Source organism: Acinetobacter sp. A47, assembly GCF_000805455.1.
In the GTDB taxonomy this organism is placed as follows: domain Bacteria; phylum Pseudomonadota; class Gammaproteobacteria; order Pseudomonadales; family Moraxellaceae; genus Acinetobacter.
On the sequence record NZ_JSUS01000001.1, the window covers coordinates 362165 to 380619 of the forward strand.

At 44.1% G+C, this 18455-nt stretch carries 25 protein-coding genes; all 25 read left to right on the forward strand.

Annotation, left to right across the window (positions count from 1 at the left end):
- Window position 1: 1 nt before the first annotated feature.
- Window positions 2–1417, forward strand: a complete 1416-nt coding sequence (locus OC23_RS01675) for a DUF1073 domain-containing protein (RefSeq protein WP_038342292.1) — start codon at window positions 2–4, stop codon at window positions 1415–1417.
- A 22-nt stretch (window positions 1418–1439) separates the two neighbouring features.
- Complete coding sequence (locus OC23_RS01680; RefSeq protein ID WP_038342594.1) at window positions 1440–2075, forward strand: phage minor head protein; 636 nt, start codon at window positions 1440–1442, stop codon at window positions 2073–2075.
- A gap of 63 nt (window positions 2076–2138) precedes the next feature.
- A complete protein-coding gene (locus OC23_RS01685) occupies window positions 2139–2318 on the forward strand; it encodes a YodC family protein (protein WP_038342293.1) in 180 nt (59 codons plus the stop codon).
- A gap of 59 nt (window positions 2319–2377) precedes the next feature.
- Window positions 2378–3700 (forward strand): DUF2213 domain-containing protein, encoded by a 1323-nt coding sequence (locus tag OC23_RS01690; RefSeq protein ID WP_038342294.1) that lies wholly within the window; start codon window positions 2378–2380, stop codon window positions 3698–3700.
- Between the two features lie 3 nt (window positions 3701–3703).
- The gene (locus OC23_RS01695; RefSeq protein ID WP_038342296.1) at window positions 3704–4180 is read left to right on the forward strand and encodes a hypothetical protein; all 477 of its coding nucleotides are present in this window, start codon (window positions 3704–3706) and stop codon (window positions 4178–4180) included.
- Between the two features lie 62 nt (window positions 4181–4242).
- Entirely contained in the window at window positions 4243–5268 is a 1026-nt protein-coding gene (locus tag OC23_RS01700; RefSeq protein ID WP_038342298.1) for a DUF2184 domain-containing protein, read from the forward strand.
- 9 nt (window positions 5269–5277) lie between these two features.
- Window positions 5278–5691, forward strand: coding sequence for an STY1053 family phage-associated protein (locus OC23_RS01705; protein ID WP_038342300.1), 414 nt, complete (start codon window positions 5278–5280; stop codon window positions 5689–5691).
- A gap of 3 nt (window positions 5692–5694) precedes the next feature.
- Window positions 5695–6081 (forward strand): DUF4054 domain-containing protein, encoded by a 387-nt coding sequence (locus OC23_RS01710; protein ID WP_038342301.1) that lies wholly within the window; start codon window positions 5695–5697, stop codon window positions 6079–6081.
- Window positions 6078–6638, forward strand: a complete 561-nt coding sequence (locus OC23_RS01715; RefSeq protein WP_038342302.1) for a hypothetical protein — start codon at window positions 6078–6080, stop codon at window positions 6636–6638. The genes OC23_RS01710 and OC23_RS01715 overlap by 4 nt, the downstream gene beginning before the upstream one ends.
- Window positions 6625–6993: a hypothetical protein gene (locus tag OC23_RS01720; RefSeq protein ID WP_038342303.1), complete on the forward strand. Its 369-nt coding sequence runs from the start codon at window positions 6625–6627 to the stop codon at window positions 6991–6993. Before OC23_RS01715 ends, OC23_RS01720 begins: the two co-directional genes overlap by 14 nt.
- A 2-nt stretch (window positions 6994–6995) precedes the next feature.
- Window positions 6996–7535 (forward strand): LIC_12616 family protein, encoded by a 540-nt coding sequence (locus tag OC23_RS01725; protein WP_038342304.1) that lies wholly within the window; start codon window positions 6996–6998, stop codon window positions 7533–7535.
- A gap of 3 nt (window positions 7536–7538) precedes the next feature.
- Window positions 7539–8660, forward strand: coding sequence for a DUF3383 family protein (locus OC23_RS01730; RefSeq protein ID WP_038342306.1), 1122 nt, complete (start codon window positions 7539–7541; stop codon window positions 8658–8660).
- Window positions 8661–8670: 10 nt separating this feature from the next.
- Window positions 8671–9114 carry a phage structural protein gene (locus OC23_RS01735; RefSeq protein WP_038342307.1) on the forward strand — a complete coding sequence of 148 codons (444 nt, stop codon included), beginning with the start codon at window positions 8671–8673 and terminating at the stop codon, window positions 9112–9114.
- Window positions 9115–9125: 11 nt separating this feature from the next.
- The gene (locus tag OC23_RS01740; protein ID WP_038342309.1) at window positions 9126–9575 is read left to right on the forward strand and encodes a phage tail assembly chaperone; all 450 of its coding nucleotides are present in this window, start codon (window positions 9126–9128) and stop codon (window positions 9573–9575) included.
- Between the two features lie 35 nt (window positions 9576–9610).
- Window positions 9611–9763 carry a DUF6889 family protein gene (locus OC23_RS19615; RefSeq protein ID WP_413772392.1) on the forward strand — a complete coding sequence of 51 codons (153 nt, stop codon included), beginning with the start codon at window positions 9611–9613 and terminating at the stop codon, window positions 9761–9763.
- Between the two features lie 11 nt (window positions 9764–9774).
- Window positions 9775–12021, forward strand: a complete 2247-nt coding sequence (locus tag OC23_RS01745; protein WP_038342596.1) for a cell wall hydrolase — start codon at window positions 9775–9777, stop codon at window positions 12019–12021.
- A gap of 43 nt (window positions 12022–12064) precedes the next feature.
- The gene (locus OC23_RS01750) at window positions 12065–12769 is read left to right on the forward strand and encodes a hypothetical protein (RefSeq protein WP_038342310.1); all 705 of its coding nucleotides are present in this window, start codon (window positions 12065–12067) and stop codon (window positions 12767–12769) included.
- Between the two features lie 59 nt (window positions 12770–12828).
- Entirely contained in the window at window positions 12829–13494 is a 666-nt protein-coding gene (locus OC23_RS01755) for a phage baseplate protein (RefSeq protein WP_038342311.1), read from the forward strand.
- Window positions 13491–13784, forward strand: coding sequence for a phage baseplate plug protein (locus OC23_RS01760; RefSeq protein WP_038342312.1), 294 nt, complete (start codon window positions 13491–13493; stop codon window positions 13782–13784). The genes OC23_RS01755 and OC23_RS01760 overlap by 4 nt, the downstream gene beginning before the upstream one ends.
- Complete coding sequence (locus OC23_RS01765; protein WP_038342313.1) at window positions 13781–14773, forward strand: hypothetical protein; 993 nt, start codon at window positions 13781–13783, stop codon at window positions 14771–14773. Before OC23_RS01760 ends, OC23_RS01765 begins: the two co-directional genes overlap by 4 nt.
- Complete coding sequence (locus tag OC23_RS01770; RefSeq protein ID WP_038342314.1) at window positions 14773–15447, forward strand: Gp138 family membrane-puncturing spike protein; 675 nt, start codon at window positions 14773–14775, stop codon at window positions 15445–15447. The genes OC23_RS01765 and OC23_RS01770 overlap by 1 nt, the downstream gene beginning before the upstream one ends.
- 11 nt (window positions 15448–15458) lie before the next feature.
- Window positions 15459–15845: a hypothetical protein gene (locus OC23_RS01775; RefSeq protein ID WP_081407280.1), complete on the forward strand. Its 387-nt coding sequence runs from the start codon at window positions 15459–15461 to the stop codon at window positions 15843–15845.
- A complete protein-coding gene (locus OC23_RS01780) occupies window positions 15842–17026 on the forward strand; it encodes a baseplate J/gp47 family protein (protein ID WP_038342316.1) in 1185 nt (394 codons plus the stop codon). Before OC23_RS01775 ends, OC23_RS01780 begins: the two co-directional genes overlap by 4 nt.
- On the forward strand, window positions 17026–17619 hold the full coding sequence (locus OC23_RS01785) for a DUF2612 domain-containing protein (protein ID WP_038342317.1): 594 nt from the start codon (window positions 17026–17028) through the stop codon (window positions 17617–17619). The genes OC23_RS01780 and OC23_RS01785 overlap by 1 nt, the downstream gene beginning before the upstream one ends.
- Window positions 17609–18394 (forward strand): hypothetical protein, encoded by a 786-nt coding sequence (locus OC23_RS19240; protein WP_052209128.1) that lies wholly within the window; start codon window positions 17609–17611, stop codon window positions 18392–18394. Before OC23_RS01785 ends, OC23_RS19240 begins: the two co-directional genes overlap by 11 nt.
- Window positions 18395–18455: the final 61 nt, after the last annotated feature.

Sequence of the window (18455 nt, forward strand, 5' to 3'; positions counted from 1 at the left end):
AATGGGCTTATTTCAATTTACAAAAGATTCATTTCAGAACTTTGCTGCAAGAGTTGGTCTAGGTACTAACAATCAGCATAGCCAAAGCACCTACAGTAGCAACTATTTAAGTCGAAATAGATTGTTGCTTGAACAGATGTATCGATCATCCTGGGTGGTTGGTCAGGTCGTTGATGTTGTAGCTGATGATATGACCCGTAAGGGATGCAATATCAAAGGATTCAGCTCACCTAAAGATGGTGAAATGATAGACCAAGAAATGGATCGTTTGCAGGTTTGGGATCGGCTTAATAAGACTATTAAGTGGTCCCGTCTCTACGGCGGTGCCATTGCTGTCATGTTAATCGATGGTCAGAACGTTGGTACACCATTGAACCCTAATACTGTTGGTAAAGGCCAGTTCAAAGGGCTGCTTGTGCTGGATCGATGGATGGTAATGCCTTCACTTGAGGATCTAGTCACTGAGTATGGTCCACATTACGGCATGCCAAGGTATTATGATGTGATTACTGATTCAGTAGGGTTATGCAACCAGAAAGTCCATTATTCACGTGTAATTCGCATGGATGGGGTTGAACTACCTTACTGGCAATCCATTGCAGAAAACTTGTGGGGGCAGTCAGTCATTGAACGTCTGGAAGACCGTTTGACCATTTTCGACAGTGCTACGTTAGGGGCTGGCCAGTTGGTCTATAAGGCTCATTTACGGACATACAAGGTTAAAGGTCTACGAGAAATTATTGCCACTGGTGGTCGAGCATTTGACGGGTTGGTCAAGCAGATCGAGCATATTCGTCTTTGGCAGTCCAATGAAGGCTTAACCCTCATGGATGCCGAGGATGAGTTTGAGGCCCATCAATATGGTTTTACTGGTCTTGATAATTTGTTGCTGCAGTTTGGCCAGCAGATATCTGGTGCAACGGGTATTCCACTTGTCCGGTTGTTTGGTCAGTCGCCTGCCGGGCTGAATGCCACCGGTGAATCTGATCTAGCCAACTATTACGACAATATCAACCAACAGCAGGAGGGTCGATTACGGACGCCGTTGCAGATTCTCTACGCCGTGTTGTCTATGTCAGTGCTCGGTAAGCCATTGCCAGATTCATTCGACTTTCAATTTGCCTCTTTGTGGCAGCTCGGTGATGACAAAAAAGCTGAGATTGCCAGTAAAGTAGCTGAAGCTGTAACCAAAGTAGAGGATGCTGGACTTATTAAACGGTCTACGGCGCTCAAAGAGTTACGACAATCAAGCGAAAATACGGGAATTTTCTCTCACATCACTGACGATGAAATTAATGAGGCAGATGATGAAGATCCACCGGCCCCAGGGGAAGTTTTAGACGATGAAGAATCAAATCAGCCGCCTGACGCCGAATCGGGCCAGAAAGATGGAGATCCGGTACAGTCAGCAGCTTAGAAAGATTGCTGGCTATGTGGATATGATCGTCAAAGGCTTTGATGTGAATGATCCTAGTACTCACCCATTGATTGTTTCGTCTTTGAAAGAGTATGCCAATACTCTCCAATTCTGGGCGCAGAATGCTGCAGGTCGAATTATTACTGATGTTGCCCTACGTGATGAGAAAACCTGGCTTATTTACGCACAGGATATGTCGCGCGGTATGCGTGAGCAGATCCGCAATACTGACACCGGTGCGGTGTATCAACAATTGTTGAATGAGCAAGTCCGCTTAATTACTTCATTGCCATTGGAAGCAGCTCAACGCATACATGACCTATCTACCAGATCCTTGATTGAAGGCAGCCGGGCAAGTGAGATTGCTGGCTTAATCATGGCCACTGGCCGAGTTACCAGATCCAGAGCAAATACAATTGCCCGTACTGAGGTCAGCCGTGCATCATGCCTATTCACTCAAGCCAGAGCTGAGAACCTTGGTTCTGAGGGATATACCTGGCGGACCAGTGAAGATGGGGATGTAAGGCAAAGTCATAAGGCGATGAATGGAAAGCTGGTCTATTGGAATAATCCACCTACCTTGGATGGAATGGAAGGTCATGCTGGTTGTCTACCGAATTGCCGTTGTTATCCCGAGCCAGTTATACCTGACATTTAAGTATATTGTCTAAATTTTAATAGCTGGTATATTTATATTTTTTAAATCATTAGGAAAATATTGATGCGTGAATTAAAAGCTGGTGATGTTGTTACACTTCAATCAGATGGTGAGTATATGACGGTTGAACGTATTTATGAAAATGGCAAAGTTTGGTGTGTATGGTTTGTAGATGGGGATATAAAAACTTATGAATTTTATCCAGAAGCTCTAAAGCTAATACGCAATGGAAATTTGGATTAATTCAAAAAAAATGTAAAACCACCTTCGGGTGGTTTTTTTATGCCTATTAAAGGTGAATTATGTTTAAGCGCAAAAAGACAAAAGATCAGAAAACGGTTGATCGATCCAACATTCTTACATCTGGGCAAATTGGCCGCACACGTGAGGTTACGCCAGAAGGCTACTTGCTTTGCCGTGATGTACGTTTAGCCAGAACCGGTGTTCTTATCTATGATGATGGCGAGGTCCCGGTTGATGCAGACGATACAGGCTTAATTCAGATATATCGTGGAGAGGACGTTTTATTTGCACCTACCACAATTGCAAGTATCGAAGGAAAGCCGGTTACGGATGATCATCCTGATGATTGGGTTACGCCAGAGAACTGGAAGAACCTGTCCAAAGGATCTGGCCACAATATCCATCAGGGTGAAGGTGAAGATGCCGAGTATTTAATGGGTGATTTATTAATCATGGATAAGTCAACCATTGAGGCTGTTCAGGGTGGAAAAGTAGAAATTTCCCTTGGCTATGATGCTGAATATTCACAAATCAGCCCAGGCAAGGGGGTACAGAGCAATATTGTAGTTAATCATATTGCATTAGTTGATAAAGGGCGATGCGGTTCGCGCTGCTCGATTGGAGATAGTTTTATGGCGACTAAGGTCAAAAAGAAAAAACTCAGCTTTGCTGACCGTATTCGTAACCTGGTTAAAACAGGTGATGCGGATGAGGCTGAAAAAATTGCTCAAGCTGTAGAGGATGAGGATCTCGATCTCAAAACCGAAGATGATGACGGCGACGAGGAAGAGAATCAAACTCAGACCGGTGACGCAGCATTTCAGGCTCAAGTGCTTAACTTTATGAAAACCATTGATAAGCGTATGGCGGCCGTTGAAAAGCAGACCAAGGATTCGGAAAAGGATGAAACCGAGGACGGCGACGAGGAAGAAGAATCCGAAACAACGGACGATATTCTGGAAGCGGAAGAAGCTGGAAAGCTTTCTGAAGAAGGCGTCCAGAACTATACCGGTGATTCGCTGAAAAATGTTATCTCCCGCGCTGAAATCCTTTTCCCTGGCTATAGCATGCCTACTTTTGATAGTGCCAAAAATGGCAAAGCTGTGCTGAAATTAAAGCGTGCTGTACTTAAAGCATCTTATGGCACTAAAGATGGTAAAGGTGCGATTACGCCGTTTGTCGGTGAAAATCCTGACTTTGATAAACTGCCAATAGCCACGATTGATGCTGCATTCACTGGGGCATCAGAACTAATCAAACTTCAAAATAATTCGGCTGGTGTACGTTCAGGTATTTCTACTCGTGATTTTGGCCGTGCGCCAATGACACCTGCAGAAATCAACCAACGTAACCGTGAATACTGGAAAAACAAAGGACAATAATTGATGAGCAATGCATTTTTATACCGTATGCCTTCCGGCATTCCAGGTGATATCTCACGTAAAGCACATTCCACTGTAGAGGCACATATTACCAAGGGTAATTTCAGTGGTTTTGGTCTTTTTGGTAAATTAACGGCTGCAGGCTTTGTGCCATTAGAAGCAGCAGACACTGACGTATATGGATTAATCGTCCGTTCATACCCAACTCAATCAGCAGTAAACGGTATGGGCCTAGCGGTACCACAGCCAAATATCGTACATGACGTTATGCGCCGTGGTTACATGACAGTTAAGTGTAATGCTGGCACAGCCAAGACAGCAGGAAAGGTTTTTGTGCGTGTGGCTGCAGGTACAGATTTAAAACCGGTTGGTGGGATTGAAGCTGTTGCCGATGGTGCAAACACAATTGAACTGAAAAACGCCTTGTTTATGCATGATGCTGATGCACAAAACAACGTAGAAATTTCTTACAACATTTAAAAAATATTGACGTAAATCGAGACGCTATAGGCGTCTTTTTTTTCGTCCGGAGAAAAGAGAACATGAGTAAATTACTCCGAGCTACAACCATCGCTCAAGCAGTACAAATGGGGAAACCTATCTTGGCACGTACCCGTGACACTGGTGGGATGCGTACCTTTGATGCTCGTACAATTGACAGTACCGGTGCATTTCTTTTAGGTGAGTTAGAGCGTCTGGATCAGACGTTACATGAGCCATTGGCAAATGTTACGTGGTCCCGTGATATGGATTTGCGTTCTGACGTTTCTATTGCTGATGAAACCTCATCCTTCACAAACTCGACCTTTGCAGCAGCGGGTGGCCCTTCACCAACTGGTAAATCTTGGATCGGGAAAAATACGGATGCTATCGCAGGCATTGCGTTGGATATTGGCAAGACAGCACAACCATTATCCTTATGGGGTATGGAAATTGGTTACACGATTCCAGAGCTTGAATCAGCACGCGCTGTAGGTCGCCCTGTAGACAGCCAAAAATTCGTAGGTATGAATCTTAAATATCAGATGGATATTGATGAACAGGTTTATATCGGTGATGAAACACTTGGAGTGGAAGGCCTTCTAAACTCCACAAAAGTGGGTGCAACCAACGTAAATAAAAACTGGAAAACAGCAACCCCTCAAGAAATTTTGGACGATGTAAACCTTGTCTTGAATAATGCTTGGGTTGCCTCAGGTTTTGCAGTATGTCCAGATAAGTTGCTGTTACCACCAGTGCAGTTTAGCTTTCTTACTTCTCGTATTGTGAGTGATGCCGGCAATATCTCCATTCTGGAATTCTTGAAATTGAACAGCTTAAGCAATTCTGTGAATGGGAAACCATTAGATATCCAGCCATCAAAATGGTGTGTAAAACGTGGTGCAGCGGGTACAGATCGTATGTTGGCTTACACACAAGCAGAAAACCTGGTTCGCTTCCCGTTGGTTCCATTACAACGCACGCCGATTGAATATCGTGGTATTCGTCAGATCACGACTTATTTTGGTCGTTTGGGTGTTGTTGAGTGGGTTTACCCTGAAACTGCATATTATGCCGATGGCCTGTAAGGAGCGGTTATGTCTAAGTTAGTACAAATCCTTTTGAACAAAGAACTAACCGTAAACCTTGGTCGTGATGAACACGGCGAGGCAAAAACTATTGTTCTAAAACCCGGTCTGCAAGAAGTTGAAAAAGAAGTTGCAGACAACTGGTTTGTTAAGGCACACGCCCAAGAAATCCCGGAAAACTCCGCTTACGCAAGTGAGCTTGAAGGTTTGATTCAGCAGAAGGACCAGCAGATCGGCACAATGCAGATCCAGTTGGAGGCGGCCGAGAAAACCATTAATCAACAGGTAGCTGATCTGCAGGCCAAGGATAAAGAGATCAGTGATCTTAAAATCCTTTTGGCCAAAGCCGAACAGGCACCAGCAGCAACTGATGCCGGTACTAAGGGTGCGGCCAAAGCCAAAGAGCAGCCAAAGGAAGCGTAACCCATGATCGATGAGCAATCCTTCCGGGAAACAATGCCGGTCTTTGCAGATCCTGTGCAATATCCAACATTCCAATTTAATTTTTATCTCAACCTTGGGAAAAAGTTACTGAATGAGGATCGATGGGAGGATCTGCTCGATTATGGTCTGACGCTGTTTATCGCTCACTATCTCACATTGTACAAAAGAGCAATGGTGATGGATGCAATTGGTGGTGATGTTGGCAAAGTAGTTGGCAACGAAACCTCAAAGTCCGTCGATGGCGTTTCAAAGTCTATGGATGTATCTGGAGTAATCATTACCGATGCTGGCCATTGGAACCAGACTACATGGGGCGTCCAGTTCTATCAGTTATTACGGATGGTTGGTGCCGGAGGTATTCAGCTATGAGCAGCAAGGTAATTTCCACTGGTAATGGTCTGTTAGATATTCTGCAAGCAGTTGGTGAACTGTCAAAGGTGGATGTCCTTGTGGGCATTCCCCACGGCGAGGTCAGAACTGATGGTGATGGCCTCACCAATGCCCAGATCGGTTATCTGCAGGAAACCGGCTCACCGGCGATGAACATTCCTGAGCGTGCTTTTCTTGTGCCTGGCGTTGAAGAGGTACAGGACGAGGTTGGTGATACGCTGGTCAAGGCTGTTGATGCGGCATTTTCTGGCAACCATAAGCGCATGATGATGTTGCTTGAATCCGCAGGGATGAAGGCAATGAACTCTGTTCGGGTATATTTCGTAAATGGTGAGTTTGCGCCGCTGTCTTTAGCGACTATCCGGGCACGTGCACGGCGTGGGCGTAAAGGTGCCAAAAAGTATCTTAAACAGCTTGAATCGGGACCAGCTGATACTGATCTGGTTCGGCCGTTGATCGATACCGGTGAGCTTCGCAAGTCCGTCACTTACATCATCATGAAAAAGGATAAGGAGGTAAAACGTGGCTCGTCTTGATGTTTCAGACGTTTTGCTGGATCCGGATTTTATGGATACCGGGATTGTCTGTAATCGTACTGCAGTAGTCGTGGGTGATAACGGTCGATCGCAGGAGACTACAACGTCAACTCCATTTGCCGGTGTCGTCACTACTAATAGCGGCCTAAACATGGACCGCCGTCCTGATGGTACTTTGATCAAAGGTGCAATTAACATTCATACCAAGTTTGCTTTGTCCTCAGGTAATTCTGAAACTAAAGCAGATGAGATCGTATGGCGGGGTAAAACCTACATTGTTTCTCAGGTTCTGGATAACTTGCACTATGGCCAAGGTTTCGTTAAAGCAATTTGTGAGCTTAAGCCACTGGGGTAAACATGGGTGATTCTGCTTCCGGGGGATATATCACCCCCAGCGGCGGATCTGCTTATGACCAAGAACTTGAGGACATCTTTCAGGCCTTCATTATTGGTATTACATCTTTACCAGGTGCGCTGGTTCGTCCACGATTCCAGAAAGAACCACCGCCAATGCCGGCCATTGGTGTCGATTGGTGTGCATTCGCCGTAAAGTCAATAATTCCAGATGATGGGCCATACTTCGACCAGAAAGACGACACAATGGATTCAATTCGACATGAAGAATTGACGCTGTTTTTATCGTTCTATGGCGACCATGGCCAGTCGATCGCAAATGTCCTTAGGGATGGTCTAGGCATTCCGCAAAATATTGCGCAGCTCAAAGCGCAAAAAATCAAATTTATCAGTACCGGTGAGGTCATCACCGCGCCTGACTTTCTCAATAATCAGTATGTACACCGATATGACCTAACCGCTGTCTTTAAGCGGAAAACGTCACGCACGTTTGCAGTTAAGTCGTTCGTAGATGCTGGAACAATAAAATTAAATCAGGAGTAATCCATGACATTGCCCATTTCTAATGTCGTAAATGTCAGCATTAGCCTTGCTGCATTGGCGGCAGGGCCGCGCTCGTTCGGCACATTGTTGATTCTCGGTACCACCAGTGGTGTGATCGATACCATTGAGCGGATGCGTCAATATTCAAATATCACTGAAGTTGGTGAGGACTACGGCGTTGACGATCCGGAATATAAAGCAGCCTTGGCATATTTCAGCCAGTCACCTAAGCCACGTACGCTCTATATCGGCTACTGGCACAAAGAAGGCGCCGATGCTGAGACAGCACAGCAAGTGGTTCAGGCCTGCCTAAAATCGCTTAAATGGTACGGTCTGGTGATTGCATCGGATCTGACTGAGCAACAAGCTTTAGATGTCGCTGCTTTAATCGAAGCCGCAGACCCTTCGCGCTTATTCGGCTATACATCCCAGGATGAAAATTGCTTAAGTACAACCGATGTTACCAGCATTCCTTACAAACTTAAGCAGAAAAAATATCGCCGTACCTTCTCAATTTTTTCCAGTGATAACCCTTATGCGGCGGCATCAATGTTTGGCCGTGCATTCACTGTAAACTTCATGGGAACCAATACCACAATCACATTGAAGTTTAAGCAACTTCCGGGCATTGCCTCTGAGGATCTGGATACAGATGAGGCTAAAGCACTGGTGGCGAAAAACTGTAACGTGTTTGCAGGCTATAACAATGACACCGCCATCCTGCAGGAAGGTGTCATGACGGATGGAACATTCTTTGATGAGGTCCACGGCCTAGATTGGTTCCAAAACCATTTAGAAACGGCCCTATGGAACCTCTACTACACCAGTACAACCAAGATCTCACAATTGGGTAGCGGCGTGAACCGACAATGTGCTGTGTTGGAGGCTGCGTGTGAGCAAGGTGTTACTAATGCGCTACTTGGCCCGGGGCGCTGGAACGGTGACAGCTTTGGTGTGTTGGAAACGGGTGATTACCTGACCAAAGCCTACTATGTGTTTGCCAATAGCCTGGATGATCAACCTCAGGCCGATCGTGAAGCACGTAAAGCCCCAGTATTTCAAATTGCGATTAAGTTGGCAGGTGCAATCCACTTTTCCGATGTTCTTGTCGCAGTAAACCGTTAAGGAGTAATTCGTGAGTACATATTCTTTTATGGATACCCATTGCACTTTAACGAGTGCAGATGCAGTAATCGACTTGGGTTATGGTGCTGCTATTTCGGATGAAGGCATTACCTTTGCCATGGCCGGTGACAAAAACACGATGACTATTGGTGCCGATGGTCAAGGCATGCATTCATTACATGCTGATAACTCTGGTCAAATCACCATTCGTTTTCTTAAAACCTCACCGACGAATGCCAAGTTAATGAACCTCTATAACTTGCAGAAAAACAGCTCGGTGAAGTGGGGTAAGAACACTATTACCCTGAACCATGAAGGTTCAGGCGATAACCATACAGCCACCAAGTGTGCATTTAAAAAAGTCCCAGACTATACCAATGCTAAAGACGGCGGCATTGTGGAATGGGTCTTTGATGCAATCAAAGTCGATATGAAGTTAGGCACATACGAATAAGGTTTTAAATCATGGAAATTAATGGAATTGACTACACAATCGGCCGCTTAAATGCGGTCGATCAGTTTCACGTATCTCGAAAAATCGCACCGATTGTGCCAAAGCTGATGCCGATTATTGCGGAAGTGGCCAAAGGTGATTTGGCTAAAGCTATTGAATCGATCGATGGCGGTGAAGACGGCGATCTAAGTGATCTGCAGCCATTGGCCGATGCTCTATCGCCGTTGATGGGTGCAATTGCACAGATGCCTGAGGATGATGTGAATTACATCATTTTCAAGTGTCTGAGCGTTTCCAAGCGTGGCGGCGCTGCAGTATGTCGCAATAACACAATCATGTTTGATGACATCGACATGACACAGTTATTGCCGTTGGTGATTGCTACGATCCGGATCAACCTGGGAAATTTTATTCAAGGGTTGCTTACGAAGGCATCGAGCATGCAGAAGCAGCCTCAATAAGTTTTAAGTGCTTGCCGGATGAGTCTGATTGGCTCATGCGGCCAGTGATCAAAGGCATGTGTAAATACGAATCTTTAAAAAATGGTGAGCTGGATCTCTTTGATATAGCTCTCATGAATGATGCGCTTGATGTCGTAGCAGATAATGAATACCTGTTACACAAGGAGCGTGAAAGAAAAAATAAATAATGGTGGTTCCCATGGCAGATGGTGTAATTCGTGATTTCTTGGTTTCGCTGGGGTTCGATACTGACAATACCGGCTTGGCCAAAATGAAAAGTGCAATGGATGGCATCGAGTGGAAAGCTAAAGCGCTTAACGGCGCTTTATTGGCTTTGGCCACTGGTGCCGTACTTGCTGTAAAACAAACGGCCAGCGAGCTGGATAGGCTGTATTTTTCATCTCAGCGTATTGGTGCCAGTGTTACGAACATCAATGCATATGGGAACGCTATTGCACAGCTCGGTGGCAGTGCCGAGGGGGCAGTCGGATCTCTTGAGGCGCTATCGGAGAAGATCCGGAACTCTCCGGGCTATGAAGGGCAGATCAAAAGTCTTGGTGTAAATACCCGTGATGCCAACGGTGCCATGCGTGACCGCGTAGAGGTGATGAAGGATCTAAGCGGCGTTTTATCTAAAATGCCTGCTTATCAAGCCAATGCTTATGCCAATTCCCTTGGCATCGATCAAAAAACCTTGCTGGCCATGCGTGATGGTAAATTCATGGCAAACATGGAGAAATACCAGAAGATCCAAAAAGAACTCGGTATGAATGATGACTTGGCCAAGTCTGGCAATGAGTTCATGACTGAGTACCGTGATCTGACAATGATGACCAAAACCGGGTTCCAGGTCATTGTCATGCAGGCGGGTAAAGCGTTAATTCCTATCTTGAGAATGTTGAATCAGTTGATTCAGGCAGGTATTCATGCCTTCTCTCAACTGAATCCACAGATCAAAGAAGGTCTCGCCGTGGGCCTGCGCTTTGCAATGCTTGCTCTGATGTTTGGAGCTTTGGCCAAGTCGCTTGGATTACTACTTAAGTTCATACCATCATTTAAAACCTTTATTGAGTTACTCAAATTATTCCGATTAGGCTTCTTAGCTTCTCCAATTGGAATTATCTTGGCACTCGGTGCTGCCCTGGCTTTGTTATGGGATGACTGGAAAGTATGGAAAGAAGGTGGTAAATCCTTAATTGATTGGAGTTGGCTGAATGGTATGGATGCCATTATCAACAAAATCAAGGATTTTCTGTCCATTCTGGAAAAGGTTAAGGACAAGACAATCGAGTTTGTCCAGAAAATCATTAAGGACCCCGCCGGCGCACTAAAAGAGGTTGCTACGGAAGTTGAGAAGGGTGTCACCAAGACTGCTGAGAAAGTAAATAATGCAGTTGATAAGTACATCAATCCAACAGATCCGAAGAAGGTAACCCCGACACAGGATAAAGTGGCCAGCGTCACGGATTTTGCATTTTCTCTGGTTGATAAGGGCTTGGCGTGGCTTGGTAATGCAGATGCGCAGCACCGGGTTGACCAGCGCGACCGGGGCGAGATTGGTTACCAGTCTGTTGCAACCGGTGCAGCTAAAGCGGCAGTGAGTGCTGTTAAAAATGTTGTGAAAACTGGTAATGAGCTGAAATTATCCGAACAGGATATCGTTGATATCATGAAAGTGGCATCAACTGAGGTCGTTGGGTCTTTAAAAGGTCAGGCTTTTGAGCAACAAGCTGCAGGTGTCATTGATACCATTTTGAACCGTACGGCATCTGGTAAATATGGAAAAACTTTACGTGATGTGGTTAATCAGCCCTATGCATTCTCAGATATTAACTCTAATCAAAAAACAGCCTATGGTAGCGTTCAAAACGTACCGATGAGTAGAGTAAGTAAACGCATGGAGAAATTTGTGCGGGAATACATAGAATTACGTGCAAATGGTAAAGCCTCAAGCGTGGGCCTAGACGTATCTTATGCAAATCCATACTTCATAGGTCCAAAGGCAAGCGCCAATACCAAGAAGTGGGTAGCAGAAGTTGTTGAGCAGGCAAAGGTGAGTGGACAAAGATATGGAGCAGGTAATGCAGTTCATGTGCATGGAACCCCGAGTGCTGATAAGCACAAGATGCCAAAACCATTTTATATTTCCACTCCAAACTCAGGGAGTACACCAAAAGGAGCAACTTCATTAGCAGAGTTCGCACAAAATGCAATTTTGCCTAATATCCTTTCTTTTGGCCCTCCATCTGGGAATCCGCATAAATCGCAGATTAATAATGCAGATGCTATGACAGCAAGTAACATAGTGATTAATCAGAATTATCAAACTGATATGACAATTAATGGAGCTTCAAGTCCAATTGATTCTGCAAATGCTGTGAAGCGTCAACAGGAAAATTCAATGGTATTTATGGCAAGAGGTGCCAAAGGTGTTCTTGTCGGGTAATATATTTGACATGTAATTAAGCAGACTTCCCAAAAGGTTAATCATGAGAAAATTATTATTAGGTATAAGTTTTATACTATTTTCGACAGTCAGTTTTGCTGAAAAACTTCATAAGAACTCACTTATCGATTATATATTTTTCGATGATTTTAAAACGTGGTTAACTGGCGGGAAGTCTATCTATAACTGGTCAGGTTATGTAGATAAGGATAAAACTATATCTAAACAAGTGTATGCACCGCATGTGATGTATCATGAGTTCGATTCAAATGTATATGCAGCATCAAAAAAATATAACTCTGTTCCAACATTGTTAAACGGTGTGGTGTATAGCGTAAAGTCAGATATATCAAATAAACCAGTAGTAACCTTTTCAGCTGGTTCCTCTGATTATTTCTACGCTAAAGGCTTTGAAATTGATGAGGTTAATAAGCTAAAAAGAGGAAGTCAGTTTAAATTTGTATGTTATAAATTTGATTATGATGGTTTTATCTTAAGATCTAATCAGTGTACAACGATTTCAAATTATTATGATTTATTATCCGAAGGGCTTTTCAAAGATATAGATTTAGAAAAGATAGAGTTAAACTCACCTTTTAAATTTAAAGATTTACTTTTAAAGCATATATCTCCAACAGAAATGGATAAATTCAATCAGGAATGTGGTTATAGATCGATAAATGATGTGCAATGTTTAAACAAAGCAAATGACATTTCTATTAAAGCATTCAAAGAGATAGCAAAGTAAATTAAGTTTTAAGCAACCTTAACCGATCTTACAAGATCGGTTTTTTTATGAGTGAAATTATGTCGATAGGTACTTTAATAGATAGTGGCCTAGGCGCTATCACATCTGGACAAAATACTGAGGTTGTTGGCTCATTATTATTGTCTGGCCGCGGCCGGTCGATCATGGGCTTGTTTGCCGATGTTACAGTCGAAGAAAAACATAAAGATGAGCTGAAAATTACAGAGCATCCAACGGAAGTCGGTGCGGCCATTTCAGATCATGCATACAAAGAGCCGCCAGAGGTGACGATGAAGGTGGGTTGGTCAGAGAGTGCCGGCACCCTTAACGGCTTTCTGGGAAATACCGTTCTGGGCGGCAATACAAGTTTGACCATCGTATATCAAACTTTACTGCAACTGCAGGACCAGGCTCTGCCACTTATCATTTCAACCGGTAAGCGGCTATACACCAATATGCTCATTAAATCGCTAGCATGTACCACGGATCTACAGACCGAAAACGTTCTGATGATCGATATCACATTTAAAAAAGTGATTATGGTCAGTACACAAACAACCTTTATTGCAATCGAAAATCAGGCAAGTCCAGAAGCCACTGCAGGTGTTGCTGATGGAGGTACAGTGCAACCCAAAGAGGTGAGCACATCTATTCTTGGCCAGCTATTTGGTGGCGCTCAAGTCGGTGGAGGGTGGGAATTACAAAACCCATTTGGTGAAACATGATCTACGAAATCCCCCTTAACTATGGCAATCAAAAATTCAATATTCGTCTTGGTACCACTCAATACAAGCTGCAGTTTATCTATCGTGGTGACCGGTGGTATTTAGATATTTTTGATACTGCAGAGAATCCGCTGATTGCAGGCCTGCCGATGCTAGTTGGTGACAATCTACTGGCACAGCATCAGCACATCATCAGTGGTTCACTGTATGTGCTTAATACCAATGAAGAAGAAAGCCAAGATTTTGGTGACTTGGGAGCCAACATAAAACTGTATTGGAGCGATTCATGACAACACAATGGAAGCGCAATTGCCGGCTGACAATTCAGGTTGACGAGAATACCCCTGATGCTTTGGATTTTACCGATTTTAAAATGACTTTTCTGGTCAGTCAGGCCACGACAGAGCAACCTAAGGCTGCCGAAATCTATATCTATAATTTATCGCATGAGACCATGAATAAGCTGGCTGGTGTGGATGACGATAAAAAGAATACCCAGGTTATTCTGGCTTGTAGTTATGGAAATGATGAACCTGAGGTTATTTTTAAAGGTCGTGTTTTTCAATACCGCCGTGGACGTTATAGCCAGGTAGATACTTATCTTTGCATTCTGGCCATTGCTGGTGATCAGGTGCGTAATGATGCAATCATTAATCAATCCGTCCCTGCAGGTACACCAATTGAGGGTTTAAACGGGCTGATTGTTGAAGAAGCCAAAAAATATGGTATCGATGTAGGAAATCTGGTTCAGTTAAGTGATCAAAAGTATCCGCGTGGACGTACCTTATTTGGCAGCTTTCATGGATTGATTGAGCGTGTCGGCCGAGAAAATAACGTCACTTATGACTACTCAGAAGGTGTTCTTAATTCAACCGAACTGGATAAATTTTCGATTCAGCCAATCTTTGTTTTAACCGCAGAGACCGGGATGGTCGGTATGCCTCAACTGACCAGTGAGGGCCTTATCGTTAAGTGCTTGTTGAATCCAAAGTTAAAACGGATGGATCGTATTCAGATTGATTTAACCAACATGCAGTCTGAAAACTACGATATTGCATACAGTGGCCAGCAAGTAGATCAGCCTCACAAAACCCCGAAACTGGCCACCAATGCGCAGGGCGTTTTTGTAATCCAAGCAATTGAGCACAGTGGTGATACGCGTGGGGATGAGTGGTACAGCAATATGGTATGTACGGCACTTGGTGCTGTGGTACCAAAAACAGGCATCTCAATTAATGCGGTTGATGAAAGTTGGACACCGGCACCGGGAGCAGGTTAATGGCATTAACAGTCAATGAGCGTTCACCGGATCTGCTCGGTATTATCAAAGATGCGGTTACTGCAGAGATATTGGCCATCTGGACAAACTTACCATGTGAAGTGGTGAGCTATGATCCTGATGCTGTCACTGTAGAAGTAAAGCCCTTAATCCGGGTACCGGTACGTACACCGGACGGCGGTATCGAAATGCTGGAAATTCCAATCCTGCAGGACGTACCAGTTATGTTTCCGGGCGCTGGTGGCTTCACCATCACACATCCGATCAATGTGGGGGATGAGTGCCTTGTCAGCTTCTCATCGCGCAATATTGACAACTGGTGGCAATCTGGTGGGGTTCAGAATCCCTTTGACACCCGGCATCATGATTTATCTGATGGTTTTGCCTTTTTTCGACCGCAATCCCAGGATAAAAAGATCTCTGGTATATCGACCGATAATCTCGAGATCCGCAGTGATGACAACGCTACAAAGATCCAAATCACACCTGGTGGAATAATCAATTTTATTGGCCAGAAAGTTGTCTTTCATTGCGATGTGGAAATGAAAAAAACATTGTCGGTAGATGGGTTGATTAAATCGCTTGAAGATGTCCTGGCAAAAACAGTCAGTCTGTTCAGCCATAAACATAAGGGTGTTCAATCCGGATCTAGTACATCAGGTCCACCAGAATAAAAGTTATCAATATGAGGGGCGCGAAAGCGTCTTTTTTTATGCGCTATAGAAAACTTTCAAGTGATGGCGACTATGTCTTTGGATCTGGCAAGAATGACTTTCTTGTGAATACACCAGAGACCGTGGCGCAGGCAATTTTAACCAGGTTAAAACTTTGGCTCGGTGAGTGGTTTGCTGACACTGCAGACGGTACCGGATGGAATCAATCTATTGTCGGCAAACATTCCAAAAATATCTATGAGCTGACGCTCAGGCAACGTGTTTTAGAAACGCCAGGCGTAACCAACATTACTGACTTTAACAGCACACTTGATGCTGATACCCGCCGTTTAACGGTATCCATGACAGTAAACACAATTTACGGCGAAGCCTATGTAAATGGGGACTTAACAACATGACATTAACAACTGTTGCACCGGAGATTACAGATGCTGGTCCCGTTGCACCAACTTATTATGAGATTGTTGATTATCTCAAGACACAATACAAAGGCATCTATGGTGAAGATGCCTATCTTGAAAATGATAGCCAGGACGGGCAATGGATCGGCGTATTTTCCCGGGCAATTGCAGATGTAAATGCGGCGATTATAGATGTCTATTCTACTTTTTCACCGAAGACAGCAAGTAAAGATGCCTTGTCACGTAATGTGGCAATCAATGGAATTACCCGGCAGATCCCAACATTTTCAACCGTAGATCTCGAAATTACAGGTGTAAGTGGTACCGAGATTACCAAGGGTTATGCGCTGGACGACAATGGCAATCAATGGGTTTTCCCTGATCTGGTTGTTATACCTGTCTCTGGTAAGGTTGTTATTACAGCCAGAGCTAAAAAGCCCGGCGCAATTCTGGCCATGACCAATACCATTAAGATTATCGGTAAGCCGACACGGGGCTGGAAAGGGGTCAATAACCCTGCCACTTCGACCTTGGGTATGCCGGTTGAATCGGATGCAAAGCTCAGACAGCGCCAAGCGCTCTCTGTTGCTATTCCATCGCAATCTAAAACGGACAGCATCAAGGGGGCTATTTTTAGTTTACCTGGTATTTCACGCTGTAAGACATATGAGAACGATACTGATTCGACTGATAGCCTGGGGATACCAAGCCATAGTCTTTGTGTGGTCGTTTCTGGCGGTGATGCTGCAGAGATTGCAGGCATTATGCGGGCGAAAAAAAGCTTGGGGTGTGGCTGGTACGGCAACGTTAACGTCACTGTGATCAACTCATTCGGTGAAGAGGAAACGGTAGCGCTGTATCGGCCAAATATCATTAATATTGGTTTTAAGCTCAACATTACCGGTTCATCGGAATATACAAAAGAGATTGAGGCCAATATCAAACAGAATTTGGCTGATTATGTGAATCAGCTGGATATCGGCGACCGGATCATGCTGAACAAGCTATACATTCCTGCCGGGTTATTCGGAAATCTGGATTCTGAGACATACCAGATTAATTCTCTCGAGATAATTGCAAATGATGTGCCCATCGAGGGGGATTACAGTCTGGCATTTAACGCCGTGGCGTACTGTGATACCGACAATATCGAGATTAATACCTCGGGAGGGTTCTAGTGGATGCAAGCAAATATATCGCATTGCTGACCAGCCAGCATCGAGATAAACCCAAATTTAGGGCAACGGTTGAGGCCTCATTAAACCCATTGGTTGACTGCTTGGATTGCCTCAATATTCTGGGCAGTAAATTTGATCTGGAAACAGCGAAGGGTGATCAGCTGCAGATTATTGCTGACTGGGTGGGTGCACCGAACTCGATCCCTAACTCTGTACCGGTTCCATATTTTGGCTTTCAGGGCCAGCCGGCATCGTTACCTTGGCGTGAGACCAATGATCCAAGCTTTAAGTCTGGTTATTGGCGTGAGTCGGGCATGAGTGGCTACACGGCGTTAAAGATGTCACCACAGCTATTTAAGCGAGTAATCAAGGCCAAGATCCTTTTAAACAAAAGTGACTGCACCGAGCAATCAGCAAAAGAAATTATATCTCTCGTTATCGATAAACCATTCAAGTTTAAAGACAACAAAGACATGACTATAACTTTCAGCTTTTTAGCCAGTTATGAAGTCTTTGAGCGGGAGTTAGTCCGATTAATGTTCCCTTTACCATCCGGTGTAAGGTTGATTTTTGAGGGTGAAGATGAGTATTGATAAATTAACCGAGTTTGCAAAAACTGGTGATAAAAACACTGATGATCTGGATTTAGAGAAAGGCTTTCCTTCTAGGTTACAGCCTGCACGCCAATGGTTCAACTGGATCCTGAACAAATACAGCTTAAAGACCAATGAAATTATTGATGGTCTGGCAACACAACGTCAGGAGCTTTTAGATGCATTATCAAATCAGCGTACTGAGATACTGCAAGCTTTAGCAGATCAACGAGAAGATCTGTTAATAGCTTTGGCCAATCAAAAAGTTGAAATCATGAATGCCGTGCAACAAAAGATTGATCTGTTATCTGAAGCATTGACGAACATGGGCAATGATCTGAACCAGAAAATTACTTCACTTAATCAAAACAAACTGGATAAAACGGCCACCGCCGTTGCTGCAAAAAAGTTAGAGACAGCAAGGGAAATTAAGCTTTCTGGCGTCATTTCTGGTACCGCAAATTTTGATGGATCAGGCAATATCGAAATCATTACCTCTTATGTGAAAGGCATAGGTATTGGTCAGGAAATTAGAGATGTCACATCTAGCCGCGCTAATGGCCAGTCATACAGAAATACGGGCGATTTGCCAATTCAGGTGATTATTTCACTGGCACAAAATACAGCTCACTTTGCTGCAGTCTCTAAAGATGGAACAAATTGGATTAATCCTGTTTATGGTGATGGTGAAGCTAGTATTCCATTCTCAGCAACTATTCCACCAGGTTGGTATGTCAAAGCTACTTCGTTTGAACGTTGGTTTGAGCTGAGTTAAACCAGCACATTATTTATAATTTTTTATAGCCGCCTTCGGGCGGTTTTTTATTGCCTGGAGA